Origin of the sequence: Enterococcus sp. 22-H-5-01 (genome assembly GCF_050310005.1) — a bacterium.
In the GTDB taxonomy this organism is placed as follows: domain Bacteria; phylum Bacillota; class Bacilli; order Lactobacillales; family Enterococcaceae; genus Enterococcus_A; species Enterococcus_A hailinensis.
This window is the reverse complement of sequence record NZ_CP189993.1, coordinates 360,729-386,260: the sequence shown is the minus strand read 5'-3', so window position 1 is coordinate 386,260 and position 25,532 is coordinate 360,729. Positions and strand designations below refer to the sequence as shown.

Sequence of the window (25,532 nt, the reverse complement as noted above, 5' to 3'; positions counted from 1 at the left end):
TGGTAAGGGATTTTTTTATTTCTTGCCGCCGAAAGCATCTTTTACTTTTCCAAAAAATCCTTCGTCTCGTTGTTCAGTAACTGTCTGCCCACTTGCTTCAGCAAACGCACGCAATGCTTCTTGTTGCTTTTCGTTCAAGTTCTTAGGTGTGATGATCTTAACAGTCACTTGTTGGTCACCGTTAGAATTACCACGTAATCTAGGAGCCCCTTTGCCTCGTAAGCGGAATTTAGAGCCCGTTTGAGTACCAGCAGGAACTTTTAGCTTCACATCACCATGAACAGTCGGTACGTTGATTTCATCACCTAGCGCAGCTTGTACAAAGCTCAAAGGTAATGTGTAATAAATCTCGCCGCCATCGCGATCGAAAATGTCGCTTTCTTTTACTTTGAAGACGACATAAAGATCACCGTAAGGTCCGCCATTGATACCAGCTTCACCTTGATCTGCTAAACGCATTTGTTGACCATCTTCTACACCCGCAGGAACTTTTACTTTGACAGTATGCGGACGTTTTTCGTGTCCAGTACCATGACAAGTTGGGCATGGATCTTTTATTTCTTTACCCGTCCCATGACAAACATCACATGTTTGACGACTCATCACACGACCAAGTGGTGTTTGATGTTCTACATTGATTGAACCTGAACCATGACACTTGTGACAAACTTCAGGTTCAGTACCAGGTTTTGCACCATTGCCGTGACACGTATGACAAGTTTCTTCGCGATTATATTTGATATCTTTTTCAACACCAAAGATTGCTTCTTCAAACTCTAAATTAATTGAGTATTGTAGATCCGCCCCTTGTCTTGGAGCTTTCGGATCTGCTTGACGAGAACCCCCGCCGCCAAAGAAAGATTCAAAAATATCTTCAAACCCAAAACCGCCTGCGCCGCTAAATCCACCAGCACCGCCGAAGCCTCCGGCACCACCTGCGCCAAAGTTAGGATCTGTTCCAGCATGACCATATTGATCATAGGCCGCACGCTTTTGAGGATCACTCAAAATTTCGTAAGCCTCAGATATTTCTTTAAACTTTTCTTCTGCATCAGCTTCCTTGTTGATGTCTGGATGGTATTGCTTGGAAAGCTTGCGATACGCTTTTTTTATTTCAGCATCAGAAGCACCTTTTTGAACCCCAAGGACTTCGTAATAATCTCGTTTTGTAGCCATTGGCTTCCCTCCGTAATTCATAGAATCGTTAGTATTGTATCACAGTCGATTTCGATACGATACTTTTCTTAGATTTTTTCTAAAGGAGCGACCAATCTTAAAGAAAAAGGCCAAAGCGATGACTTTGGCCTTGATCAACGAATTAATTATTTGTCGTCATCGTTAACTTCTTCAAAATCAGCATCTACAACATCATCCGCGCCGCCTTGAGCAGCATTTGGATCAGCATCTGCTTGTTGTTGCGCAGCTTGTTCATAAAGTTTAACTGTTAAGTTTTGGACGATTTCGTTCAATGCGTCACGTTTTGTTTTCATTTGTTCGACATCGTTAGCTTCAACTGCTGCTTTTAATTCATCGCGAGCATCTTCAGCTTTCTTCACTTCGTCTGCATCAACTTTGCCTTCTAATTCTTTCAATGTTTTATCAACAGAGAATAGCAACGCATCAACGTCGTTACGTAAGTCAACTTCTTCTTTACGAGCTTTATCTGCATCAGCATTTGCTTCAGCATCTTTTACCATGCGTTCGATTTCATCATCTGATAAACCTGATGAAGATTTGATTGTAATTTTTTGTTCTTTTTGTGTTCCTAGATCTTTCGCAGAAACATTCACGATACCATTTTTATCAATATCGAATGATACTTCGATTTGAGGAATTCCTCGTGGTGCTGCTGGAATATCTGTTAATTGGAAACGACCCAATGTTTTGTTGTCTGCAGCCATCGGACGTTCACCTTGTAACACGTGAATATCTACTGCTGGTTGATTGTCAGCTGCTGTTGAGAATACTTGTGATTTGCTTGTTGGGATCGTTGTATTACGATCGATCAATTTAGTAAATACGCCACCCATTGTTTCGATACCTAATGATAATGGTGTCACGTCTAGTAAAACAACGTCTTTTACATCACCAGTGATAACGCCACCTTGGATTGCAGCCCCCATAGCAACTACTTCATCTGGGTTTACAGATTTATTTGGTTCTTTACCTGTTTCTTTACGTACAGCTTCAACAACTGCTGGAATACGAGTAGAACCACCAACTAAAATAACTTCATCGATTTCTGATTGAGATAAGCCAGCGTCTTTTAATGCTTGACGAACTGGAGTTTTAGTACGTTCTACTAAGTCTGCAGTGATTTCATCAAATTTAGCACGTGATAATGTTGTTTCCAAGTGCAATGGACCAGCATCGCCAGCAGTGATAAATGGCAAGCTGATTTGTGTTGAGCTTACACCTGACAAATCTTTTTTCGCTTTTTCAGCAGCATCTTTCAAACGTTGCATTGCCATTTTATCTTTAGATAAGTCAATACCATTTGCTTGTTTGAAGTCAGCAACTAAGTAATCGATGATCTTGTTATCAAAGTCATCCCCACCTAGATTGTTATCTCCAGCAGTTGATAATACATCGAAAACGCCATCACCTAATTCAAGGACAGAAACGTCAAATGTACCACCACCAAGGTCAAATACTAAGATTTTTTCATCTTTATCTGTTTTATCTAAACCGTAAGCTAATGCAGCTGCAGTTGGTTCGTTAACGATACGTTCAACTTCTAGACCAGCGATCTTACCAGCGTCTTTTGTTGCTTGACGTTGTGAGTCATTGAAATAAGCGGGAACAGTGATAACAGCTTTCTCAACTTTTTCACCTAAATAGTCTTCAGCAAATCCTTTGATGTATTGTAAAACCATCGCTGAAATTTCTTGTGGTGTATATGTTTTTCCTTCAGCTTCAACTTTGTAGCCAGCTTCACCCATGTGACGCTTGATTGATGAAATTGTATGCGGATTTGTAACAGCTTGACGTTTTGCTACTTCACCGACTTGGATTTCACCATTTTTGAAAGACACTACAGATGGAGTTGTACGATTTCCTTCTGGATTTGTAATGATTTTAGCTTCTCCGCCTTCTAAGACAGCGACAGCTGAGTTTGTTGTACCTAAGTCAATACCAATAATTTTACTCATAGTTGAAAATCTCCTTTTCATTTATCTGTTAAATTTTTAGTAGAATACATTAATTATTGAGCAACGATCACCATTGCTGGACGCAACACGCGATCATGCAGTTGATACCCTTTTTGTAAGACATTTACAATAGTGTCTGCACTATGATCGTCATCTGCAGGAACTGTTTGAACAGCTTGATGTAGATTTGGATCAAATGCTTCACCTTCAGCTTTGATTTCAGTGATGCCTTCTTCTTTTAATGCAACATTCAAACTTTCAAGTACCATTTCAACACCTTTTTTAAGGCTAGCTCCTTGATCATCTGTTACTTCTGTTGCTAGAGCTCTTTCTAAATTATCGATCGCTGGTAATAATTTTTTACCAAGATCTTGTGAACGATAACGAACTAGTTGTTCCCGTTCATTTTTGTTACGGTTTGACATATTTGCGATTTCCGCTCGAGCACGTAAAAATTTGTCTTCCATTTCATTGAATTTCCCAGTCAATTCTTCGACTTCAGAAATTTCAGGAATATCGATTTCTTCTGTTTCTGTAGAACTAGTATCCGTTGATTCAACTTCTTCTAATTCTTCTTCCACTTCATGTTTTTCTTCTTTTGCCACTACGCGTACTTCCTTTCTTTTTAGGAATCGTTTCTAGTGATATAAATCCAATGAACGATAGTAATCGTCCAGAGCATTTGTCAACTCAGATTGAAATACTTCTAATAAACCAACGATTTTTGAATACGGCATCGATGTTGGACCTAATAAAGCGATCGTGCCTCGACCGTGTCCGCTGATTTCATAATTTGCTTGGATCATACTTAAATGATCAAATATATCATTGCCCATCTCGGCACCGATCCTTACATGGATGCGATCATCAGACGGTAGGAGCAATTGTGTCAATTCTTCTGAATTACGCATAAGTGAATACATCGACTTCACATGGCCTAAATCATACTCTGAATTAAAATTCAAAATATTCATTCGACCACTGACAAAGACTTTATCCTCAAATGCCTCATTTAAAACGACATCAAACAAACGACCAATACCCTCAGTTGATTGGAAATAGCGATGTAAAATCATCGGAATCTCAGTTCTTAACTTTTGATAGACACTTACTAACGGTTGGCCTACAAGACGATCATTGATGATATGAACCATTTTCTCTAAGTCTTGGCTTTCGACATTTTCCGGAACCCGAAAAACTTGGCTCTCGACATTTCCTTTATCGGTAACGATGATTGCTAAAATTTGTCGATCATTTAGCGGCACGATCCGAAAACCAGTCAATGTACGATCTTTCATTTCAGGACCCAATGAAAATGCAGTATAGCTTGTTACTTGAGAAAGTATTTTAGCCGATTGTTGAATAATATCATCAATTTCATGGATATCTTTTTTCAACGAATTACGAATTTGAGCTACTTCTTGATTACTCACCTTTGCCGGCGTCAATAAATGATCCACATAATAACGATATCCTGATACAGAAGGAATCCGTCCTGATGAAGAATGAGTTTTCTCCAACATACCAAGTTCTTCTAATGCTTTCATATCGTTACGAATCGTTGCAGAACTTGCTTTTACGCCTTCTTCCATCAAACTTTTTGAACCTACAGGCTGACCTGAATTCGTAAAGTCTTGGATGATCAAGCTGAGAATCAGTTTTTGTCTTTCTGTTAACATTCTCCTCATCCTTTAGTTAGCACTCTTTATCTTTAAGTGCCAACTCGATTATTAATATACCATATTTGATTTTAATGTCAAGCATTAAACACAAAAAATTAGCACTCTTTGTACAAGAGTGCTAATTTTATTTGCTCAATAAAAATTGTTCAAAAACATCATTCCCCCGAAACAGTCCCTGCTTCGTTAAACGAATGTTTGTATCGCTTTCTATGATCAGGTTTTGCTGTTTTAAATCTTCGATAACTTCTCCGTATATACTCACAATTGATTGGCCAAAACGCTCTTCAAAGACTTTTTTTTCGACTCCTAAAATTTTTCTTAAGCCTAAAAACATCTCTTCTTCGATTTGTTCTTTCTGGGTGAGCGATTCTTCTTCTAACACGGGGAGCTGGCCATTATTCAATGCTTTTAAATAATGCTGAATCGGTCCTCTATTTTTGTATCGCTTATTACCTAAGTAACCACTAGCACCTGCGCCCAGACCAAAATAATTTTGATTATTCCAATACACTAAATTATGTTGGCTTTCAAAACCTGGTTTAGCAAAGTTACTGATCTCGTACTGCATGCGACCTGCTTTTTCCATTGCTTCGATCGTTTCAGCATACATTTGGGCTTCAACCTCTTGTTCAGGCAATTGCATTTTCCCACGACGAACCCAATTCATAAACATGGTTTGATTTTCTAATATCAACGAATACAACGCATAATGTGGTAAATCCAATTCTAATGCTCGACGAACCGTATCTCGGAAGCTTTCCAAACTTTGACCAGGCAACGCATAAATCAAGTCGATCGTTACGTTTTGGAAATTTTTATCTTCTAACAATTGAATCGTGTCATACACATCTTTTGCCGTATGCTTGCGGCCGATTTTCTTCAATAAACGATCATCAAATGTTTGAACACCCATCGATAAACGATTAACACCGTAATTTTTCATTACATCTAATTTATCTCCAGATAGATCACCAGGATTCGCTTCAACGGTAAACTCACCATTTTTATATGGAAGTAATTCACGCAATCCGCTCAGTAAACGATCCAATTGTTTTGCGTTTAATGAAGTCGGAGTTCCCCCACCTACATAAACTGTCTCCATTTTTTTTACCGGATATTGTTCTAAAGAAAGACGTGTTTCGGTTAGTAACGCTTCTATATATTCATCTACTGGCTGACCCTCTAAAAAAACTTTGTTGAAATCACAGTAGTAACAGATATGTTCACAAAAAGGAATGTGAATATAGGCTGAAGTTGATTCTGTCATTTTGTTCCTCTTTCTGCATCTATAATTATTGTAACAAATAGTATTTTAACATAACTTTCAGCTAACTAAGACTGCAATTGATTAATCATAATAAAAACAAAAATTTAAAAAGTTATCTCTTAAAAAATTTTCAATTACTGGCTATTTAAACGATAATACAGAAAAGTAATAATTATCCAATTCATCACAGGTTACATATTCTTTTTACCAGAATAAAGTTTAAAATGTGTAAGGCATGAAAATCTATCTGACTTATAATCAATTCGTAGATGTTTTAACGACAGATAATAATATATTCGTTTCCACAATTGTTGTCGTAAAACACTAACTATTGATTTAGAGGTGAATCGGATGGAAGAAAGTTTTAAAAAGAAAGTATCACCCGTTTTGTTAAAGAAACAAAAAATGACTGCCAGCTTTACTAGACAAGGTTTAGTCGCGGGATTTGTTTCAGCGATTACTTTTGGCTTGTACAGTACCGTATCAGCTTATGCAATGATGAAAGATCCATTAATTGGTGCTGCTGGGCTTTTTGCAGCTCCCTTCGTAGCCTCCGCATTAAATGATACGATTGCTGCAATTTGGCTAATTTTATTCAACACAATTAAAGGTAGATTCAAAGAAATTGGACGTAGTTTAGCAATTTTTCCAGGTTTAATGGTTATTTTAGGTGCTCTTTTTGGTGGTCCTATTGCGAACGGTGCCTATCTTATGGGTATTGCCTCTGCAGGTACTGCAGCAATCCCTATTTCCGCATTATTTCCAATGTTTGGTGCTCTTTTTGCAAAAGTATTTTTAAAACAAGATATCTCTAAACGCGTAGCTGGAGGAATGATTATTTGTATTGCAGGAGCAATTATGATTTCAATGGATGGTGGTGGTGCAGTTGGTAACAACTTTTTCTTTGGTATCATTTGTGCTTTTATTGCTGCGATTGGTTGGGGGATGGAAGGAGTATTTTCTGCTTTCGGAATGTCAATGATTGATTCCAACATAGCAATAACAATCCGTCAAGGTGTTTCAGGCTTTGTCTTCATCGTTGTTGTATTACCTATTTTTAAAGCTCTGGGTTTATTTACAGACGTTTTAGCCGCTCCAAATCTTGTTCTAATTATTGCTTTAGGTGCATTATTTGCTGCAGCTTCTTTCCTCGCCTGGTATGTTGCTAACAGTAAAGTCGGTGTTGCGACTGGTATGTCAATCAACAGTACCTATGTATTATGGGGGGTAATTTTTTCTGTAATTTTCTTACGCAGTACACTAAGCCCAATGATGATCTTAGGAGCTATCATTATTACAGCGGGTGCAATCATTGTATCAGTTAATCCGTTAGACTTTATCAAAAAAAAGGAGGCTTAGATAATGCTATTACCAATACGATCGCGAGTGTTACACTATATAGCAAGTAATCCAGATAATAAAAATAATATCCATACAGTAATGGCTGGTCTAAAAGAAGAATACGGATCGGAAAGACAGTTCACTTATAATAATTTTCTTGACCACCTACTATCTCTAAAAGAAAATGGTTTGATTGATGAAGGAAATTATGCGATTAATGAAGATGATCAATTAGTTATTGATTACGTGATTAACGAGGAAGGTCTAACTACTATTAACAAATATTTACCAAAAAAATGGCGACTAAACAACTAATTAGAATTGAAGTTTTCTTGTAATATATTTAGCTATTTATTCCCTACTAGATATAAAAAGACCTCATAAGGAGTTAAGATTAGGATCCTTATGAGGTCTTTTTTCTATACTCCTAACTGAAACTATCTTTTTACACTACCTTAAAAATAAAGCTACCATTCTAATAAAATTATTAAGTTCAAATTTATCCAATAAAAGCACATAATTCCCTTCTGACTGACCAACAAAAAACAATAGTCCAATCAGCTAATCTTATATATCCAATTTCTTTTAATGCTGCTATGTTAAGCTTTATATATATAAACGCTACTTTAAGGAGGAAAATATGAGTTCACATCACACGATTCCAAAACGCCTTAACGCTTTGAAAGATACTTATTTATCCGCTAAGCCAAGTATCTCATTAAACCGCGCTTTAGCTTATACTGAAGTATTCAAAAAGAATCCACATCTACCCAAAAACGTTTTAAGAGCAAAAGCCTTCCGAAGAGCTTGCGAAACAGCACCTCTATTGATTCAAGAAAATGAATTAATTGTGGGGCATCCTTGTGGCAAGCCTCGTGCAGGCGCTTTTTCTCCCGATATTGCATGGGAATGGCTTGCTGAAGAGTTAGATGACATTAGTACACGTTCTCAAGACCCTTACTACATCAGCGAAGATGATAAAGCAACTATGAGAGAAATACTATTTCCTTTTTGGAAAGGCAAATCTCTAGCTGAAGCCTGTGAGCAAACAATTCGCCAAGAAGATGAAGAGCTTTGGGAATTTGGTGCTGAAGCTTGTATTAGCGACTTAACATATCATATTACAAGCGGAGGCGGCGACACTAGCCCAGGGTATGACATTATTTTATTTGAAAAAGGTATTCTTGGCTTAAAAAAAGAAGCGGAAAGTTACTTGGAAAAAGAAAACGATCCAGAAAAAATTGCTTTCTATCAAGCTGCGTTAGAGACTTGTGAGGGAATTTTGGTTTACGCTGAGCGTCTATCCAGTTACGCTCTACAATTGTCGATTGAAGAAAGCGATCCTCAACGAAAAGTTGAACTAGAGATGATCGCAGAAGTAAATTTACGCGTCCCAGCAAATCCACCAAAAACTTTTCAAGAAGCATTACAGTCTATTTGGACAATTCAATCGCTTTTTTTAATGGAAGAAAATCAATGCAGCACCTCATTAGGCCGTGTCGATCAATACGTTTACCCTTGCTATGAAGCTGACCTTCGTAATGAGAAGATCAATCAAGAACAAGCTTTGGAAATGATGGGGTGTTTTATTATCAAATGTTCAGAAATGATTTGGTATACACCAGGGGCAACAGCAAAATATTTTGCTGGTTATATGCCTTTTATTAATATGACTGTCGGCGGAGTAAAACGTGATGGAAGTGATGGTACCAATGATCTCACTTACTTGATTATGGATGCAGTGAAAACCGTTCGTGTCTATCAGCCTTCTCTTGCTTGTAGAATACACAATGATTCACCAAAACGTTACTTAGATAAAATTATTGAAGTCATACGATCCGGTGTTGGTATGCCCGCTTGTCATTTTGATGATGCGCATATTAAGATGATGTTAGAGAAAGGATTTTCACCACAAGATGCACGAGATTATTGTCTAATGGGTTGTGTAGAGCCGCAAAAATCTGGCCGTATTCATCAATGGACAGCTGGTGGATTTACTCAATGGCCAATTACAATTGAAATGGCGTTAAACAGAGGGACATTACCCTCTTACAGTGATAAACAGTGGCTAGATACCGGAGCGATAGATTCGTTAGATACATTTGAAAAATTTGAGTATGCCGTAAAAAAACAGCTTGATTTCTTGATTGATAAGAATGCCAAAGGTACTAACCTGATTCAAAAAATCTTCTGCGAAACAAATCCAACTCCCTATATGTCCTTATTCGTTGATGGGTGTATGGAATCTGGAAAAGACGTTACTGCTGGAGGTGCCGTACTATACGGCGGTCCAGGAACGATTTTTGCAGGATTAGGTACTTATGTTGATAGTATGTCCGCTATAAAAAAACTTGTCTACGATGAACAAAAGTACACCTTACAAGATATCAAAGATGCATTAGATGCCAATTGGGAAGGTTATGAATTTGTGCGTCGCGATTGTAAAAATGCTCCGAAATATGGAAATGACGATGATTATGCTGATTTAATTGCTGCTGAAATCGTGGACTATACAGAGAAACGCATGAACAGTATCAACTCACTTTATGCTCATCATATTCATGGAACATTATCACAATCCTTTAACACTCCATTAGGAGAAATGATTGGTGCGACTCCAAATGGCAGAAGTGCCTTTGAACCACTATCGGATGCGATGAGTCCTTCTCAAGGTGCAGACATCAAAGGTGCAACTGCTGTAATCAAGTCAGTATCTAAAATCCAAGTGGAAGCAATGAGTTTAGGGATGGCTCATAATTTTAAAATCACTCAGAGTTCATTAGATTCTTCTGAAGGTCGTGCAGGGCTAATTACATTGTTGAGAACTGCATCAGTGCTTGGAAATGGCCAAATGCAATTTAACTGTGTTGACAATGCTACTCTGGTAGATGCACAACGTCGCCCGGAAGAATACCGTGATTTAATAGTACGTGTTGCTGGTTATAGCGCATTCTTCAGTGAACTTTGTAAAGAAGTTCAAGACGAGATAATCAGTCGAACGATTATTCAATAATAATTTTTTAAACGTCAAAAACTTGCCTCCAAATAAAAATACTTCAGGTTTCACCTTCAAATAAATAAGATGAAACCTGAAGTATTTATAATTTATAAAACAAACATATTAAGATAGTTGTCGGTGCGACAGTTTTCGATACTTATTCGGTGTAGTCTTCATTTGTTTAAAAAAAACTCGATTAAAATAAGAAGGATCATTAAATCCACATTCATTTGATATGCGGTAGGATGGAAAATCGGAGGTTTCCAATAATTTACATGCATACTGAATCCTCAGATTATTTACATAATCAGTATACGAAGCACCAATTTTCTTTTTAAATACACGACTGAAGTATTGCGGATTCATATAAACATGAGATGAAACCATTTCTAATGTCAATGTATCACGAAAATTTTTCTGGATAAAACGGACAGCTTCTCGAACAAACCCAACTGTTTCTTCACAACTATCATTTATTGAACTTACTAATGATATTTCTGATATTCTTTTTCGTTTTTTGATAATAGATAAAATTACTTCTTCAATTTCTCTTGGTTTGGCGGGCTTTAGTATATACTTAAAAACTTTTAAATCAATTGCCTTTTGAGCATACGAGAAATCCGATAAAGCTGACAAAATCAAAACTATTGCATCTGGTAAAAACGTACGTATTTCTTTTAATACAGTCAATCCATCTTTTTCTGGAATCAATATATCTAAAAATAAAATATCCGGTTGATACTTCTGTGCAAGCTCGACTGCTTGTGTTCCTGTGTTGCAACTCCAAATCAAACAATCATCTGACATTGTTTTTTCAATCAAGCTTGTAAAAAATTTCGTTCCAACTCTTCATCTTCAACAATTAAAATACGATCCATTTTACTTTCCCCTAACTCTTAGGAAATTTTATTCCTACAATACTTCCACTATAATCCGACTTCTTGATAAACAAGCCAAAGGACTCACCAAAATGTTGTTTCAAACGACGGTTAGTACTATTAAGACCTAAACTATTTGTTTGTTCCACATTTTTACGTTCTCGAATTGTTTTTAATACTCTTGGAGGAAATCCATTTCCATCATCTTCAACATAAATAATGAACTCTTCTTTGCATATCTCCGAATAGATTTTTACAGATCCCCCATCTCTTTTTGGTGTAATACCATGAATAAGTGCATTTTCAACAATTGGTTGTAAGGTCATATTTAAAATACGTTGTGGCAACAATTCCTTTGAAATATTCATTTCAAAATTTAATCGATCCTTAAAACGAACCTTTTGGATGTATAGATATTTATTGATATAATCAATTTCCGCTTCAATCGTATGCAACTGATTTTCTGTCTTTAACGTATAGCGTAGAATATCTGAAAGACAATAGATTAATTCTTCTGTGGTATGAGAGTTCTCATAGTAAGCAGTTCTAGCAATTGAATTTAATGTATTAAATAAAAAATGCGGATTAATAACTAGGGAATCATTTTTTATTTCTAGATCGAGGACTTTTTTCTCTAAAATTTCCTTTTCAATGGATAGCCGTTCAATATCTGTCTCATTATTCAATATTCGTTCTTCGATATCTAAAGCAATATTGTTGGAAACATGTCCGCAAATTTGTTCATAAATTCGAATTTCTTTACTGTCCACAGTTCCTAACGTTGAGAGTGCTTTAGCAATTTTTTCCTGACTTTCACCTGTTTCTTCGCTTAAAGTAGCAACATCTAATAAATATTTTTTATATTCAGTGTCTGTAGAATAAGCTTGTACACCAATCACAAAGCCCACTGTTTCTTCTCCAACAACAATCGGCATATATATACTTTCTAAGCCGTATTCGCATACATAGCGATGCTCTAGTCCATTCCCTAGTCGGCTTAAGCAACCGTCACAAACCCTGGCAGCTTCCTTTTTGCAAACTAGTTTGCAAAATTCAGGCTCCGGATTAAACTCCATTAAAATTTTACCCATGTTATCTACTAATATCAAAGAAATATTTGATATTGGAATAACACTTCCATAACGTCCGTAAAGTCTTTGATCTACTAACTTAACTAAAAGATTTTCTGCTTCAATCATAATAAGTACCGCCTTAACCACTTCAAATTAGCTTTTATACTAAAACACAATCGTATAAAAATGTTTATTCATTATTCATTTATTAGTCAATCTGAATTTTTGTATACGTTTTCTTATATTTCATAACAATTATAGCTAAAAAAAAACAGAAAAAAAATCTTTTTTTTAAAAGGCTGAAACAAGTTTTAATAAAAACTCGTTCCAGCCTTCCTTTTTATGATTACGCTTTTTGAGCAGGTAAAATATTTTCTACATCTGTATGTGGGCGCGGAATCACATGGACGGATACTAATTCACCGATTCTTTGTGCAGCCGCTGCGCCAGCATCAGTTGCTGCTTTCACTGCGCCAACATCACCACGAACCATAACAGTTACTAAGCCACCTCCGACAAATTCTTTTCCAATCAATACAACGTTAGCAGCTTTTACCATTGCATCTGCTGCTTCAATTGATCCCACTAACCCTTTTGTTTCGATAAGACCTAATGCTTCTGATTTCATAATAATTTCCTCCTAATTTTATCTGATTATGAAGACTTCGGATTTCGAAGTTAATCCCATTGCATTTGCTTCTTCTATATCTAAATGACATTCCAAATGAAAATTTTTGTTGATGCGGATCACAACATTATCGTATATTCCACCTCTTAAACCTTTTAACTTTAATTGAACGATTTGGTTATCATTAACCTGAAATTTTTGAGCATCTTGCGGAGTCATATGAATGTGGCGCTGTGCGATAATAACACCTTTTTCTAATATGACGGTCCCTGCACTTCCGATAATGGTCAAACCAGATGTATTCTCAATATCTCCTGATTGCCGTATTTGAGTTTTAATTCCCAATTTAAAACAATCTCCACTAAGTATCTCAACTTGTGTATCTAATCTAACAGGTCCTAAAACTCTAACTTTTTCAATAGCACCTTTAGGTCCTACTATCGTAACTGTTTCTTTACATGCATATTGACCAGGCTGTGATAACTCTTTGAAAGGAGTCAATGCATAACCTTTCCCAAATAAACATTCAACGTCTTTTTGAGACAAATGAATGTGCCGATTAGATATCCCTAGTGGAATTCCTTTCGCTTGATCATCCTCACTAAGCGTCTGAATAAACATTCTGACTAATTCATTAAATTCAGCCATTTTACTTTCCACCATTACGTTGTAACAAATCCATCAAACCAGTTAATAATTGTTGCATATCATTCTGTTTAGTCTCTTCACTTTTTTCAGGAGATATTTGATACTCGTTAACATCTTTGATTCCGTATGCCACTCGTTTAATATTAATCAAGTGTTCGGGGGTTACATTATCAGAAGTTGCACTCCCACCCCACGTACCACATCCCAATGTAAATGATGGAGAAATTGCAGTACTGACACCAACGCCACCTTGAGTAGACCCCGTATTTACTAAAATTCGAAAGACTGGTTTTGTAGCAAATTTCATAACAATTTCTGGATTTTCTGTATGCATTGAAAAACTATGACCAATTCCACCGTTGTTCAACAAATTGATGCTCAAATCACAAGCTTCTTGCCAATCCTCCACAGAATAAAAACCTAAAACAGTTGTTAATTTTTCATAAGATAATGGAGAGTCTATTCCTACACCATTTTGTCTGCCAATTAGTACTTTTGTACCTTCTGGAATTGAAACATTTGCTGCTGATGCAATCACAGATGCAGGTCGGCCAACAAATTGAGCATTCATTGCATGACCTTTAACAAATAAAATTTTTGCTACTCGATCAGTTTCTTCTGGGGTCATAAAATATCCGCCTTGACGTTGAAACTCAGATACTACTTGGGGTTCAATACATTTTTCAACAATAATTGCTTGCTCAGAAGCACATATTGTTCTGAAATCAAAAGTTTTACTTGCTATGATATTTCTTACTGCTTTTGAAATATCTGCGGTTCGTTCGATATATGCTGGAACATTTCCTGGACCAACTCCTAGTGCCGGCTTGCCAACACTATAAGCTGCTTTTACCATTGCTGATCCGCCGGTTGCAATAATCAAAGCAATCTCATCACTTCTCATCAATTCATCTGTTGCTTTCATTGATGGTTTAGAAATGCAAGTTATAATATTTTCGGGTGCTCCTGCAGCAACTGCTGCCTCATTCATTAAGCGAGCAGCCTCCATTGTGGATTTCAATGCTGATGGATGTGGAGAAATAACAATACCATTACGTGATTTAATGGAAATAATTGTTTTATAAATAACGGTAGAAGTTGGGTTTGTCGATGGAATGATACCCATTAACAGTCCCATAGGTTCTGCAATTTCCATTATTTTTTTTTCTAGATCATGTTTGATGATTCCAACCGTTTTCATCTCTTTTATTGACTCATAAAGTGTAGTAGACGCATGATAGTTTTTAAAAGTTTTATCGGAAATATTGCCAAAACCTGTTTCCTTAACTGCCATTCTTGCTAATTTTTCAGCATTTTTTTCGGCAGTTTTTACCATATTAAGAATAATTTTCTCAATTTTATCTTCATCAAATATCGCCAATTTTGCTTGCGCTTTTTTACCTTCTTTAGCGAGGATCCGCGCCTCTTGAATAGATTGAAGATCGTGGTCATATTGAAATCCTTCCAAAGCATTTCCTCACTTTCTATTTACTTTTAAATTTTTCAAAGTACTGACGAAGAACTGCTCGGTTAGCTGTTTTTAATTCTTCATCTGTCATACCTAAGTTTCCATATTTTTTTGCTAATTTTCTTAACTCTTTAACATTAAGCTCTTTATAATCTTCTTTAACTGTTAGTTTATTTATATCCACTATTGTTCCACTTTTTGAAGAACTTATCTTTTCTTCTATTTTAATTTCTGATTTTATTTCCATCGATTTTGTTTGTTTTCCAACATCTTTCGACTTTGGCAATATAGCTGCTTTTTTACTAAACATGAGGCCAGCTAATTGTTCACTTGGTCGTGGAATAATATGTTGGCTTAAAAAAACTTCCCTGCCAAAATTTTGTGCAGACGATGCCCCAGCATCAATAGCCGATTTGACTGCACCTATATCTCCAGTAACGGTAATTGTTACGATTCCACCTCCGATGATCGAGCGTTCAACTAGTTCTACCTGTGCCGTCTTTAACATTACATCAGCTGCTTCAATCGCAGGAATCAAGCCCCGTGTTTCAATAAATCCCGTTGCATTCATTTTACTCTCCTCTCTAATGTGCTGGATGAATAGTCAATACCTTACATTTTTCTTCGAAGAAAACTTCTATGGAAGTATCTTTGGGGAAATGTATACTGTCACCTTTTTTCGCAATCACTTTCTTACCATTCATTACAAAGGTTGCTTGACCTTCTAGTAGAAGTAGGAATTCTTCCACTTTAAAAAAGTGTTGATAACTTTTTTTTGACGTTTCTAAAAAATCGATTGTTAAATTATCAAAAATATTGGAAAAATGAGGTTTGTTTTTTCCAGCTACCTTTAGGGAACAATTGAATACTATCACCGTATATCAATTTTGCATTGAAACCATCCATTTCATAACGATACGGTTCCGCTAAATTGTTAATCATATTTTGTATAAAATCTCTATCGTTCAACAAGAATTTTAAAGAATCCAGTACTTCCGAGGAATTTTGTAGTCCGACTTTTTTTGGCTCTTTAACAATCTTTATTCCATTTTCAGTAGCCAAATCGATTGCTGCCGGTGTGATAATCGCCCTATCTTCTACTAGGCATACTGTTTGTTTAACTTCAATCAATTCTTGAATTGTAGCTATACTAATTAATTGTTTCATTTTTCACCCACCATTTCTTAAAAGTGGCAGTCTTCATCAATGATCCCTATAACAACAGCGTCAATGGGTAATTCTTTACTGTTAAAAATCTTTCTGGCAGCAGATCCTTTGGATATGATTACTCGATCACCAATTCCCGCTCCAACAATATCAACTACGATAAAACGTTGTGTTTCTTGTTCATTTCCGATTGGTTCTGCCAACATAAACTTAAGACCATTTAATGAATCTATTTTCCTTGTTGCCCAAACATTATCTACTAACTTCGCTGCTAGCATATCCTCAGCCTCATTTTTTCATTTTCTGCTTAATGTTATTCACTGCTGTTTCAACTGAAACAGTATCCCCAAAAAGCGCTAACAAAATCATATTTTGCGGACAACTCCCTCGAACATCTACTGCCAAGATTCCTGCAGATTTTTCAGCTAAATCTGCGGCGCAAATCATATCGATTAATTTTCCTTGAATTAATCCGATTGCATCAAATTGGCTAAAATCAACCCTTTTTGTTGTTTGGTTTAATCCTATCCGCTTAGTGACTATGTCTAAAGTTCCGCTAGATGGTGATTTTATAATCCTAAAATCCATTCATTCACCCTCTTTTATAGAACCTGATTCGTACAATTCAACGCGATTCCTATTGGTGTGACGAACATAGGATTAGCGGGTTTATAAGTAGTAATCTTAGTTTTTTTTTCAATAATTTCTTCAAGATTTGTTAGACAACAAGTACCTCCAACTAAATAGATTTCATTAACATCATGTTGGATAATAGATTTAGAAATAATAGATGCTACTTTTTCAATCACTGGAGTTAAAATCGGCAGCAATTCTCGATGGTTTTCCGCTACTCTCTTGTAACGATCAGCTTCTTCAAAATCTATTCCATAAGCTCCAGAAACTACTAAAGTAAAATGTGTACCGCCAGTCGCTTGATCGTCAACAAGGATAACTTTGCCATTTTTAATGATTGCGATACCAGTTGTCCCTCCACCGATATCAACGATAGCTCCATTTTCTATTTTTAAAACAGCATTTGCTGCAGTGGGCTCATCAATCAAGGCAGTCAATTCAAAACCTGCAGCTTCTACGACATGGCGAATAGCTCCACCATCTAAAAGTTCGGTCCCCGGCGGTATTGCTGCAGCACAGTACACTAATTCTGTTCCAAGTTGCTGCTCCAATTGTTCTTTTAATTCACGAACAATGTTAATCGCTCCTAAATAATCAACGACCATACCATCTTTTACAACGTTCGCATATTGATAAGCCCCTGCAATTGGTTGATGATGCGCATCCAAAACGGAAATAACAATGCAAGATGTACCTAAATCGACTCCTGTATAATAATCTCCTGTATGGTTTATTCTAGGCGTATTTATTGTTTGTTCAAAAGCTGAAATCAATTGGTTACAGTAAGAAAATTTGTTTGTTCCTTCCATCATGAACTTTCACCACCTAATATTTTTTTCATCATCTTAATAAGCTCCAACCTTATCTGATAGAACTTTTTGTATATTTCTTTGTTAGATTCTTTATTGATTAGCAAAGCTAGTTGAGACTGTAACATGTTTAAAACGGCTAATTCTTTACCACGAGGTAATAGCATATGAAACATCGTGATCTCTATATCTTCTGAGTTTTCTAACAAATCTTGCTTTTCTTGATTTATTTCATTTGTTTGTAATTCTTGGTAGATTTTAGAAAGCCTCTCAGCCATTTGAGAGTCTGTGTCAATGGTAAGACTGATAGATAATAGAAAAAGAGATGATAGAAAAGCTCTATCGTTTTCGCGTGTACAGACCTCTGACTCTAATTTAGCCGATTCTCTTATTTTTCCTTCAGTGATTACAATTTTTCGATCAATCAAAAATTGGCGTGATTCTGGTGTCAACTTTGTATCTAAAGGTAGGTAATACGTATCAAACGGAGATTTGAGGAAAGTTGTTCGAATGACCTGTTCAGTAATAAACTTCATTCTATCCTCCTAATTCTGCAATCCATTTTTTCTCATTTCCGCTAATCTTTCATCTTCAACATCAAAAACGTACCATTCGTTGATGCCCGCAGCAATTAAGTACTCACTTGCTTTTTGTACTTCTTTCTCTGTTGCAGGTGTTTTTATCAATCCAATGGATGGACAATTAAATGCTTTAACAAAGTTAGGCGGATATACATTAATTTCCTGTTTACCATCTGCTATACATACTAATTTTCCTGCTGTCTGTGAGATTGAAAAAAGATAACGATACATCCAATCATTTTCTAGATAAGCAGCAGGTACATCTATGGTATTGCTACCATAAATTACATCCTGTGTCTTCTTTAGAGGTCGATTCGTTCCATTCAACCAATTAGCAACGGTTGACTTACCACTGCTAATTGGACCAATAATCATAATATGTCGCTTCATGTCCTAGTAACTCTTACCACAGTAAAGCCCAACATACTACTAAGCATCTGATTAACAGATTCAATAGAAGTTTCTACACTAGATACATCACCAATGATTACTAATGAGCCAGTAAATCGATCTAAAAAACCAATTTCTACATCAGCTGATTTCGTCGCTACATCAGCTGCAATAATTGCCGTCTCTGAAGATGTAAAAGTCATTAGTCCCACAGCACCTATATTTGCGACCCCCAAGCGTTCGCAAATATCCGGCATTGGCGAAGCTAGAACATGTGCTAAAGTTACTTGCTTTCCAGGAACAGACTCTTGAATGATTCTCTCTATTTTCTTCACCTCATTAATGTCGAATAACCTTTACTGGAAAATCATAGATTGTAATTTGATCTTCAATTGAATCTAAATCATTTTCACTCATCGATAAATCTTCTTTGATTGGATAGATCTTATCCAACTGATCATATTTATTAATACCTAGTTTATGGTATGGCAAAAGATCAATTCCTTGAAAATTCCGATAGTTTTTATAAGGTTGTAGAAATTCAATTGTTCGATGAATAGTGTCTGGATCATTATTCAGCCCCTTCATCAATGGCATCCTTACTTTAACATTTTGGCGATTTTCAATTAATTCTTGCAGATTTTTTAAAATACGTTCATTTCTAACACCAGTTAATTCTAAATGACGATCCGAATCGATTTGTTTCAAATCGTATAAGAATAAATCGCAAAATTCACCGATCTTCAATAAGTTTTTTAAAGATGTATGCCCACAAGTTTCGATTGCGGTGTGAATACCATGTGCCTTACATTCCATTAAAAAATTAGTTGCAAACTCTGCTTGAGTAGTGACTTCACCCCCACCTAATGTCACTCCACCACCAGACGTTTGATAGAAAGGAATGTCTTCAATTGCAATTTCTAATAGATCGGACAGCAAACGATCTTCTCCCGCAATTGAGATTGCTCGTTTAGGACAGATAGACTCACAGGCTCGACAACCCACACAATTAATTGTGCGATCTACATAATGTCCTGCTTCAGCATCCATTTTATGAATTCTCAAGGGACAGACTTTAACACACTCGCCGCAATCAATGCACATATTTTTTTGAAACATTACCTCATACTTACGTTCAATACTCTCTGGGTTTGAACACCAACGGCAGCGTAAGGGACAACCTTTGAAGAAGAACAAAGTACGAATACCTGGACCATCATAGATTGAATATTTTTGAATATTAAATATTCTTGCTTTTCTTTCTATTTGAATTGTTTCTACCATAAAAATCCCCTTTGTCCCTCTAAATCATTCTTATAAATGTTCTAACATGGTACGGCTCATGATTTCATCTTGTACTTCTTTACATAGTTCAGTGAAGTAGGCACTATATCCAGCTACTCGAATAATTAAGTCACGATAATTATCTGGATCTTTTTGCGCTTTTTTCAATACTTCATTGTCTACATAACTAAACTGCATTTGCCCATTACCTAAAACAGATGCCGTTCTCAACAATGTGATTAATCCTTGGCGACCTTCTGGATTTTCCAATAACCCTTTCAAGATTTTAAAGTTGTGAACCATCCCGATATTCATTGCTGCAACATCCATTTTAGAAACGGATTTAATGATAGCAGTCGGACCTTTTTTATCTGCACCTTGTGTGGGACTGATACCATCTGATAACGGTGTCCATGCTCGACGTCCATTAGGAGTTGCTCCTGTCATTTCACCAAATGGCGTGTTATTAGAAATAGACAGTGTTCCATGACTGAATACAGAATATAACGTCTTATACTGACTGTGGATTCTTTCAGTCCAGTTCACAATATCAGCAGCAATCAAGTCCACATAATCATCATCATTTCCATATTTAGGAGCATTAAGACAATCTACATGCATTTTTTCATAACCGATAAAATCAGCTTTTGTTGCATCACGCATTTCTTCTAACGTATATTTCTTATCATCAAAAACTAATTTTTTAATTGCTGCCATTGAATCTGCATATGTTCCCAATCCAGACCAAATTAACCCCGGTCCCCAATTATTCACACATCCACCAGCAGAAACATCTTTTCCGCTTTCCATACAACCTTCCATCATTAAGGACATCAATGGTTTTGGAGCCATATCACGATGAACACGTTGACTAATAACTGTTCCAACTGCTGAAAGTCGTGTAATATATTCAATTTGTTTTTTCACTGCATCTTCAAATTTTTCATACGTATCGAACTGACTAACCTCACCTAAATCTAACCCTGGTTTTAAATCGCACCAAAGCATCAAACCACGGTTTAATACAAACTCGATTGCTACAGGCCATTGTGTGTATCCCGTAGAAGTCCATTGGTACAAACGTCCCGCTTTTTGAGGTTCTACACAGCCCATTAAACAATAATCTCGTGCATCTTCCATACTAAAACCTTTTGCTAACATCATTTTGATATGTGAATCATCAAAATGACAAGCTGGAAAACCTAATCCTGCACGAACAACATCGACTATTTTTTCTAAATATTTTTGTGGCGATTGATTATGAATTCGGCATGCTAATGATGGCTGATACACTCCGACATGACGTACTGCGTCCATCAGCAAATACGTCAAATCATTGGTCGCATCGCCACCCTCGCGTTTTAATCCACCCACACACATATTGACGAACGGCTGATAACCTGCAAAAAACTTGGAACCTCCCTCACTAGAGATCCACATCATTTCAGAACATTTAATCAAGAAGTTACCTGCTAATTCAAAAGCCATAAAATCGTTTAATTTACCGGCTTTTTTATCTGCTTCATAAAATGGATACATGTATTGATCCACTCGTCCTACTGATAAACCTGTTTGATTTTCTTCTAACATAAATAATGATTCAACTGTCCAAACTGCTTGTAATGCTTCATGGAAAGTTTTAGGTTTATTCGCTGGTACATTTGCATTTACTTCTCCGATACGTATTAACTCTTCTTTTCGTTTCGGATTACTTTCTTTTTCTGCCAATTCGTATGCATAATCAGACAAACGTTTTGCATATGCCATTACACCTTCTGTAGTATCAATCACCGATTTATAGTAGTAAATTTTTTCAATGTCGTCTGGGTTTTCCATCGTCAACCCTTCTAAATGATCCAAAGCTTCTTTTTGAATATCTTTCATTCCTTTTTTCATCAAGATAACGTCATAGCCTGGATTAGAATCTCCACCACCGTTAATTTGGTGATAAGATAAGTCGCTGACAAATGCCTCGGAAGAAAATTCCCACAATCCGGCTTCTCGATATTGTTCTTCACAGACTTCATCTAATGAACGAGTCTCCCAAAATGGAAATAATTCTTCACGCATAATTTTTTTATCTTCATCTGAAATATAAAATGGATCCTGTGGTCGTTCATGAATAGTATCTAACTCATCTCTCATCCATCGCCATGCAATATCTGGTGAGAATGCTCCCGCTCTTGGTGCTCCGCATGGATGTCCTACAATCAATTCGTTATCTTGAATCAATAATGGTGCTTCTTCACAAGCCAAGCGGAAAGCTTTAGCTCGCATCATGATTTTAGGTAACCCAGGATTTTCCTTCATCAATTTAGTAAACGCTCGCGCTCGATGAATAGTAATTGAGGGTACGGCTTTCAAATAATTATCTTTTAATTCTTTAAGACGCTGGGTCATACCTTCTGGATATGTTTCACTACCGTCTATTACAGAAACAGCTACTGATTCGTCAGTCCCTGTTAGACAGGTCGATACTGAGCCTTCTTGGCTATTTAACTCTTTTGAAATACCTTGAAAAAGTTTTAGCATTGCAGAGTGCTCTTCTTGTGACATATTCGCTGTTACATCCGCAAATTTTTCTGAAATTTCATTGATATTCATAAACAAACCTCACATTCTTTTAATATACTGATTTATAAATCGTTATTAATTCTTCTTTTGATGGTTTAATGGGATTCGTCGGTGTACATCGATCCATCATGGCTGTCTCGGCCATTTTTTCAATAGCTGCTTGATAATCTGCTTGATCGATACCTAAGGTACCAAATCCAGCCTCAATATCTAATTGCTTCTTCAAGTGTTTCACTGCATCAATATAACTAACTAGCCCTTCACGAACAGTCCGTGCAGAAAGGCCCAACTGTTTTGCTAGCTTTGCGTACCGCCTGGCAGCCTGATTGTTAGCAGATTTTGACAAATCTCCGTTGTAAGCAATCACTTTTTCCAGTAATAAAGCATTACAACGCCCGTGTGCTAAATGGAATGTCCCTCCAATAGCATGAGCTAAACTATGATTGATCCCCAATCCAGCGTTGTTAAAAGCTATTCCAGCTAGACAAGAAGCATTATGAACATGGTCTCTGGCTTCATCATTTTTTATGTCTGCTGCTATTAAAGGCAAATACTCAAATATTAAGCGAACAGCTTTTTCTACTAAAGCATCTGTGAAATCAGAAGCATTATTGGCAACATATGCTTCTGTTGCATGCGTTAAAACGTCCATTCCAGTATCAATAACAACTTTTCTTGGTACGCTTGCTACACAGTCAGAATCTAAAATGGCAAGATCTGGTGCCATGAACTGATCAACTAATACAATTTTATCTCCTTCTGCTGTAATCACAGAAAAATCTGTTACTTCAGATCCAGTCCCACTTGTCGTCGGTACAGCTACAAAATAGGGTTTGTGAAATATCCCTCCAAACATTTTATAAGCGCTATAAATTATTCCTTTAGCTGCGTCAATTACAGAACCTCCACCAATTGCAATCAATACATCAGGCTTAATTTGTTGGAATAGTTTTAAACCCACTCCCAAAACTTTTGTATCTGGATCAGGACAAATATCTGTAAAGATCTGACTGTTTAATCCAGCTTCTGCTAAATATTCTTGGATAATTTTGACATAACCAAGATCATCAATCAGTTTATCTGAAATGATCATCGCTGTTTTCCCTTTTACGTACTTCAATTCTTCTAAAGAACCTTGCGTGTAGACAATTCTTGTTTTTAATGAAAATTCCTGATTGATAGTTATCCCCTCACTCCACTATATTTTTCAAAAGTTGTTCGATGACTTCTTCAATCGTTACATCTGTTACTTCTTTCCCGCCGATGTTTTCTTTTTGGAAACAATCATTGATTTTTCTCACACCATATCCGATATTTCGCACAGTTGTTAGATGTTTCGGTGAAATATTTTCACTTGAAGCCATGATGCCAAAAGCATTACTTCCGAGTGTCATTGATGGAAATAAATTAGTTGTTGCTCCCATACTTCCAAAAACAGAAGGTGTATTCACAAGCATACGAGACACTGGTTTCTTTAAAGCAAACAGACGGATTACTTCCTCATTCTGAGAGTGAATCACTAATGTGTGACTATTCATCGTGTTCATTAGTAGTTCAATACATCGTTCACATGCATTCTGCCAATCGTTCTCAACATAGTAAGCTAATACTGGACTTAAAAATTCTTGAGTAAAAGGATTATTTTCGTCAAGGTAAGGTTGTTCATATATTAAAACTTTCGTTTCATTCGGAACAATAAAATCCGCCAGTGTAGCTATATAAACAGCTGATTTACCAACATAATTAGGATTCAAAGAACCATCTTTTTTGCGTAAAATAGCAATCAATTTATCTTTTTCTTCCTCTGTCATAAAGTAAGCACCCTGCTTTTTAAACTCACTTTTAATTAATTGATTAATCGGTTGATCAACGACAATCGATTGCTCCGCTGCAGAAACCATTCCATGATCAAAAGTTCGACTATCAATAATATCTTTGACTGATTGAACAACATTGCAAGATCTTTCAATGAATACAGGACCATTACCACTACCACCATAAATGTACGGTTTTTCAGATTGCTTGAACTTCTTAATAATTTTGGGAATCCCTGTTGCTAACAATAGGGAAACATCTGGATGTTCAATCAATTCCGTAGTTCCCTTTTCAGATATCAATTGCATACAACTGATTGCACCTGTTGGATAGCCAGCTTCTTCTGCGGTCTTAGCAATTAATTTAATCACACCTCGTACAGTCTCTTTCGCACGGGGATGTGGTGATAAAATAATTGCATTTCCTGACTTCACAGCAATCATCACATTATGAATAGTTGTCGAGACAGCACTAGTTGCAGGTATCATGCTAACGATTACTCCGATAGGCACACCAATTTCAAGCAATTTCTGCTCTTTATCTTCATGAATAACACCAACATATCGTTGATTATTCAATCGATGTGGTAAATATTCTGTAACAAAATGATTTTTAGTGACCTTATCATGAAACACTCCATAATCTGTCTCCTCGACTGCCATCTTAGCTAATTTTTCAATATGAGGATGTAATGCGTGACTTATTTTTTCAACTACAGTATCTAACTGATTTTGCGAGAAATTTTTTAGCTCTTTTGCTGCTTCCCTAGCAAGCTCGATATTGATCCTTGCTTCTTGGATAGATAATAAATCATTATCTACTCTATACCTCATGCTGATCCCACTTCCTATCTTTTTTATATGTCAAAAGAATAGCGAGCGATAATTTTTTCAATGTCTTTATGAGGATGAGCAATCACATTATGGGAATAGACATCAGCACCCATGCTCTTTACTGCTTCAACGCCTGTTTCAACAGCCGATTGTACTGCTCCTACATCTCCTTTGACTAAAACCGAAATATATCCAGAAGCAACATTCTCATATCCAATCAATTCAACATCTGCAGATTTACACATGGCATCTGCTGCCTCCATGACAAAAACTAACCCAAACGTTTCAATAAACCCTAAAGTATTCATCTT

At 36.4% G+C, this 25,532-nt stretch carries 27 protein-coding genes; 3 read left to right on the top strand and 24 right to left on the bottom strand.

Translation table 11 applies throughout. The features are described 5' to 3' along the window. Window positions 1–15 precede the first annotated feature (15 nt). The 5 genes from dnaJ to hemW all read right to left on the bottom strand — a co-directional run bounded on the left by dnaJ (window position 16) and on the right by hemW (window position 6,101). Window positions 16–1,176, bottom strand: a complete 1,161-nt coding sequence (dnaJ, locus tag ACQKTA_RS01965; RefSeq protein WP_427813989.1) for a molecular chaperone DnaJ — start codon at window positions 1,174–1,176, stop codon at window positions 16–18. 146 nt (window positions 1,177–1,322) lie between these two features. Beyond that, window positions 1,323–3,152: a molecular chaperone DnaK gene (gene dnaK, locus ACQKTA_RS01960; protein ID WP_332581034.1), complete on the bottom strand. Its 1,830-nt coding sequence runs from the start codon at window positions 3,150–3,152 to the stop codon at window positions 1,323–1,325. A 53-nt stretch (window positions 3,153–3,205) separates the two neighbouring features. Continuing rightward, window positions 3,206–3,757 carry a nucleotide exchange factor GrpE gene (gene grpE / locus ACQKTA_RS01955; protein WP_427813988.1) on the bottom strand — a complete coding sequence of 184 codons (552 nt, stop codon included), beginning with the start codon at window positions 3,755–3,757 and terminating at the stop codon, window positions 3,206–3,208. A 33-nt stretch (window positions 3,758–3,790) separates the two neighbouring features. Continuing rightward, window positions 3,791–4,831, bottom strand: a complete 1,041-nt coding sequence (hrcA, locus tag ACQKTA_RS01950; protein WP_427813987.1) for a heat-inducible transcriptional repressor HrcA — start codon at window positions 4,829–4,831, stop codon at window positions 3,791–3,793. 127 nt (window positions 4,832–4,958) lie between these two features. Beyond that, the gene (hemW, locus tag ACQKTA_RS01945) at window positions 4,959–6,101 is read right to left on the bottom strand and encodes a radical SAM family heme chaperone HemW (RefSeq protein WP_427813986.1); all 1,143 of its coding nucleotides are present in this window, start codon (window positions 6,099–6,101) and stop codon (window positions 4,959–4,961) included. 351 nt (window positions 6,102–6,452) lie between these two features. Here hemW and ACQKTA_RS01940 point away from each other — a divergent pair, with 351 nt between their 5' ends. From ACQKTA_RS01940 to cutC (ACQKTA_RS01930), 3 genes are all read left to right on the top strand, one after another. Continuing rightward, window positions 6,453–7,460, top strand: coding sequence for a DMT family transporter (locus tag ACQKTA_RS01940; protein ID WP_427813985.1), 1,008 nt, complete (start codon window positions 6,453–6,455; stop codon window positions 7,458–7,460). A gap of 3 nt (window positions 7,461–7,463) precedes the next feature. Next, a complete protein-coding gene (locus tag ACQKTA_RS01935) occupies window positions 7,464–7,757 on the top strand; it encodes a hypothetical protein (RefSeq protein ID WP_427813984.1) in 294 nt (97 codons plus the stop codon). A gap of 325 nt (window positions 7,758–8,082) precedes the next feature. Continuing rightward, on the top strand, window positions 8,083–10,455 hold the full coding sequence (gene cutC / locus ACQKTA_RS01930) for a choline trimethylamine-lyase (protein WP_427813983.1): 2,373 nt from the start codon (window positions 8,083–8,085) through the stop codon (window positions 10,453–10,455). A gap of 108 nt (window positions 10,456–10,563) precedes the next feature. Here cutC (ACQKTA_RS01930) and ACQKTA_RS01925 read toward each other — a convergent pair whose 3' ends face one another. The 19 genes from ACQKTA_RS01925 to ACQKTA_RS01835 form a co-directional block, all read right to left on the bottom strand. Continuing rightward, window positions 10,564–11,262, bottom strand: coding sequence for a response regulator transcription factor (locus ACQKTA_RS01925; RefSeq protein ID WP_427813982.1), 699 nt, complete (start codon window positions 11,260–11,262; stop codon window positions 10,564–10,566). Between the two features lie 67 nt (window positions 11,263–11,329). Beyond that, window positions 11,330–12,517, bottom strand: a complete 1,188-nt coding sequence (locus tag ACQKTA_RS01920; protein WP_427813981.1) for a histidine kinase — start codon at window positions 12,515–12,517, stop codon at window positions 11,330–11,332. A gap of 220 nt (window positions 12,518–12,737) precedes the next feature. Next, window positions 12,738–13,019, bottom strand: coding sequence for an ethanolamine utilization microcompartment protein EutM (eutM, locus tag ACQKTA_RS01915; RefSeq protein ID WP_088932243.1), 282 nt, complete (start codon window positions 13,017–13,019; stop codon window positions 12,738–12,740). Between the two features lie 18 nt (window positions 13,020–13,037). Further along, window positions 13,038–13,667 carry a phosphate propanoyltransferase gene (gene pduL / locus ACQKTA_RS01910; RefSeq protein ID WP_427813980.1) on the bottom strand — a complete coding sequence of 210 codons (630 nt, stop codon included), beginning with the start codon at window positions 13,665–13,667 and terminating at the stop codon, window positions 13,038–13,040. Window position 13,668: 1 nt separating this feature from the next. Then, window positions 13,669–15,135 carry an acetaldehyde dehydrogenase (acetylating) gene (locus ACQKTA_RS01905; protein ID WP_427813979.1) on the bottom strand — a complete coding sequence of 489 codons (1,467 nt, stop codon included), beginning with the start codon at window positions 15,133–15,135 and terminating at the stop codon, window positions 13,669–13,671. Between the two features lie 16 nt (window positions 15,136–15,151). After that, entirely contained in the window at window positions 15,152–15,706 is a 555-nt protein-coding gene (locus tag ACQKTA_RS01900; protein ID WP_427813978.1) for a BMC domain-containing protein, read from the bottom strand. Window positions 15,707–15,719: 13 nt separating this feature from the next. Beyond that, the gene (locus ACQKTA_RS01895) at window positions 15,720–15,884 is read right to left on the bottom strand and encodes a cupin domain-containing protein (RefSeq protein WP_427813977.1); all 165 of its coding nucleotides are present in this window, start codon (window positions 15,882–15,884) and stop codon (window positions 15,720–15,722) included. Window positions 15,885–15,942: 58 nt separating this feature from the next. Next, window positions 15,943–16,302 (bottom strand): hypothetical protein, encoded by a 360-nt coding sequence (locus ACQKTA_RS01890; protein WP_427813976.1) that lies wholly within the window; start codon window positions 16,300–16,302, stop codon window positions 15,943–15,945. 17 nt (window positions 16,303–16,319) lie between these two features. Further along, window positions 16,320–16,580: a EutN/CcmL family microcompartment protein gene (locus tag ACQKTA_RS01885; protein WP_427813975.1), complete on the bottom strand. Its 261-nt coding sequence runs from the start codon at window positions 16,578–16,580 to the stop codon at window positions 16,320–16,322. Between the two features lie 10 nt (window positions 16,581–16,590). Continuing rightward, window positions 16,591–16,890 (bottom strand): BMC domain protein, encoded by a 300-nt coding sequence (locus ACQKTA_RS01880; protein ID WP_427813974.1) that lies wholly within the window; start codon window positions 16,888–16,890, stop codon window positions 16,591–16,593. Between the two features lie 14 nt (window positions 16,891–16,904). After that, a complete protein-coding gene (eutJ, locus tag ACQKTA_RS01875) occupies window positions 16,905–17,747 on the bottom strand; it encodes an ethanolamine utilization protein EutJ (protein ID WP_427813973.1) in 843 nt (280 codons plus the stop codon). Next, on the bottom strand, window positions 17,744–18,280 hold the full coding sequence (locus ACQKTA_RS01870) for a hypothetical protein (RefSeq protein WP_427813972.1): 537 nt from the start codon (window positions 18,278–18,280) through the stop codon (window positions 17,744–17,746). Before ACQKTA_RS01870 ends, eutJ begins: the two co-directional genes overlap by 4 nt. Window positions 18,281–18,289: 9 nt before the next feature. Next, the gene (locus ACQKTA_RS01865; protein WP_427813971.1) at window positions 18,290–18,715 is read right to left on the bottom strand and encodes a EutP/PduV family microcompartment system protein; all 426 of its coding nucleotides are present in this window, start codon (window positions 18,713–18,715) and stop codon (window positions 18,290–18,292) included. Continuing rightward, on the bottom strand, window positions 18,712–19,059 hold the full coding sequence (locus ACQKTA_RS01860; RefSeq protein ID WP_427814496.1) for a BMC domain-containing protein: 348 nt from the start codon (window positions 19,057–19,059) through the stop codon (window positions 18,712–18,714). The genes ACQKTA_RS01865 and ACQKTA_RS01860 overlap by 4 nt, the downstream gene beginning before the upstream one ends. Further along, window positions 19,055–19,999: a choline TMA-lyase-activating enzyme gene (gene cutD / locus ACQKTA_RS01855; protein WP_427813970.1), complete on the bottom strand. Its 945-nt coding sequence runs from the start codon at window positions 19,997–19,999 to the stop codon at window positions 19,055–19,057. The genes ACQKTA_RS01860 and cutD overlap by 5 nt, the downstream gene beginning before the upstream one ends. A gap of 30 nt (window positions 20,000–20,029) precedes the next feature. After that, the gene (cutC, locus tag ACQKTA_RS01850; RefSeq protein WP_427813969.1) at window positions 20,030–22,603 is read right to left on the bottom strand and encodes a choline trimethylamine-lyase; all 2,574 of its coding nucleotides are present in this window, start codon (window positions 22,601–22,603) and stop codon (window positions 20,030–20,032) included. A gap of 19 nt (window positions 22,604–22,622) precedes the next feature. Further along, window positions 22,623–23,693, bottom strand: coding sequence for a 1-propanol dehydrogenase PduQ (locus ACQKTA_RS01845; RefSeq protein WP_427813968.1), 1,071 nt, complete (start codon window positions 23,691–23,693; stop codon window positions 22,623–22,625). Window positions 23,694–23,763: 70 nt separating this feature from the next. Beyond that, window positions 23,764–25,221 (bottom strand): aldehyde dehydrogenase family protein, encoded by a 1,458-nt coding sequence (locus ACQKTA_RS01840; RefSeq protein WP_427813967.1) that lies wholly within the window; start codon window positions 25,219–25,221, stop codon window positions 23,764–23,766. A gap of 23 nt (window positions 25,222–25,244) precedes the next feature. After that, complete coding sequence (locus ACQKTA_RS01835; protein ID WP_427813966.1) at window positions 25,245–25,529, bottom strand: BMC domain-containing protein; 285 nt, start codon at window positions 25,527–25,529, stop codon at window positions 25,245–25,247. Window positions 25,530–25,532: the final 3 nt, after the last annotated feature.

Bases quoted from the DNA above. Each gene is read 5' to 3' on its own strand.
- ACQKTA_RS01835 (WP_427813966.1), bottom strand. From the start codon at position 25,529: ATGAATACTTTAGGGTTTATTGAAACGTTTGGGTTAGTTTTTGTCATG.
- ACQKTA_RS01885 (WP_427813975.1), bottom strand. From the start codon at position 16,580: ATGCTAGCAGCGAAGTTAGTAGATAATGTTTGGGCAACAAGGAAAATA.
- ACQKTA_RS01865 (WP_427813971.1), bottom strand. From the start codon at position 18,715: ATGAAGCGACATATTATGATTATTGGTCCAATTAGCAGTGGTAAGTCA.
- ACQKTA_RS01920 (WP_427813981.1), bottom strand. From the start codon at position 12,517: ATGATTGAAGCAGAAAATCTTTTAGTTAAGTTAGTAGATCAAAGACTT.
- pduL (WP_427813980.1), bottom strand. From the start codon at position 13,667: ATGGCTGAATTTAATGAATTAGTCAGAATGTTTATTCAGACGCTTAGT.
- cutC (WP_427813969.1), bottom strand. From the start codon at position 22,603: ATGAATATCAATGAAATTTCAGAAAAATTTGCGGATGTAACAGCGAAT.
- ACQKTA_RS01900 (WP_427813978.1), bottom strand. From the start codon at position 15,706: ATGAATGCAACGGGATTTATTGAAACACGGGGCTTGATTCCTGCGATT.
- dnaJ (WP_427813989.1), bottom strand. From the start codon at position 1,176: ATGGCTACAAAACGAGATTATTACGAAGTCCTTGGGGTTCAAAAAGGT.
- cutC (WP_427813983.1), top strand. From the start codon at position 8,083: ATGAGTTCACATCACACGATTCCAAAACGCCTTAACGCTTTGAAAGAT.
- ACQKTA_RS01840 (WP_427813967.1), bottom strand. From the start codon at position 25,221: ATGAGGTATAGAGTAGATAATGATTTATTATCTATCCAAGAAGCAAGG.
- eutJ (WP_427813973.1), bottom strand. From the start codon at position 17,747: ATGATGGAAGGAACAAACAAATTTTCTTACTGTAACCAATTGATTTCA.
- ACQKTA_RS01890 (WP_427813976.1), bottom strand. From the start codon at position 16,302: ATGAAACAATTAATTAGTATAGCTACAATTCAAGAATTGATTGAAGTT.
- ACQKTA_RS01870 (WP_427813972.1), bottom strand. From the start codon at position 18,280: ATGAAGTTTATTACTGAACAGGTCATTCGAACAACTTTCCTCAAATCT.
- dnaK (WP_332581034.1), bottom strand. From the start codon at position 3,152: ATGAGTAAAATTATTGGTATTGACTTAGGTACAACAAACTCAGCTGTC.
- ACQKTA_RS01940 (WP_427813985.1), top strand. From the start codon at position 6,453: ATGGAAGAAAGTTTTAAAAAGAAAGTATCACCCGTTTTGTTAAAGAAA.
- eutM (WP_088932243.1), bottom strand. From the start codon at position 13,019: ATGAAATCAGAAGCATTAGGTCTTATCGAAACAAAAGGGTTAGTGGGA.
- cutD (WP_427813970.1), bottom strand. From the start codon at position 19,999: ATGGTAGAAACAATTCAAATAGAAAGAAAAGCAAGAATATTTAATATT.
- ACQKTA_RS01935 (WP_427813984.1), top strand. From the start codon at position 7,464: ATGCTATTACCAATACGATCGCGAGTGTTACACTATATAGCAAGTAAT.
- hrcA (WP_427813987.1), bottom strand. From the start codon at position 4,831: ATGTTAACAGAAAGACAAAAACTGATTCTCAGCTTGATCATCCAAGAC.
- ACQKTA_RS01880 (WP_427813974.1), bottom strand. From the start codon at position 16,890: ATGGATTTTAGGATTATAAAATCACCATCTAGCGGAACTTTAGACATA.
- hemW (WP_427813986.1), bottom strand. From the start codon at position 6,101: ATGACAGAATCAACTTCAGCCTATATTCACATTCCTTTTTGTGAACAT.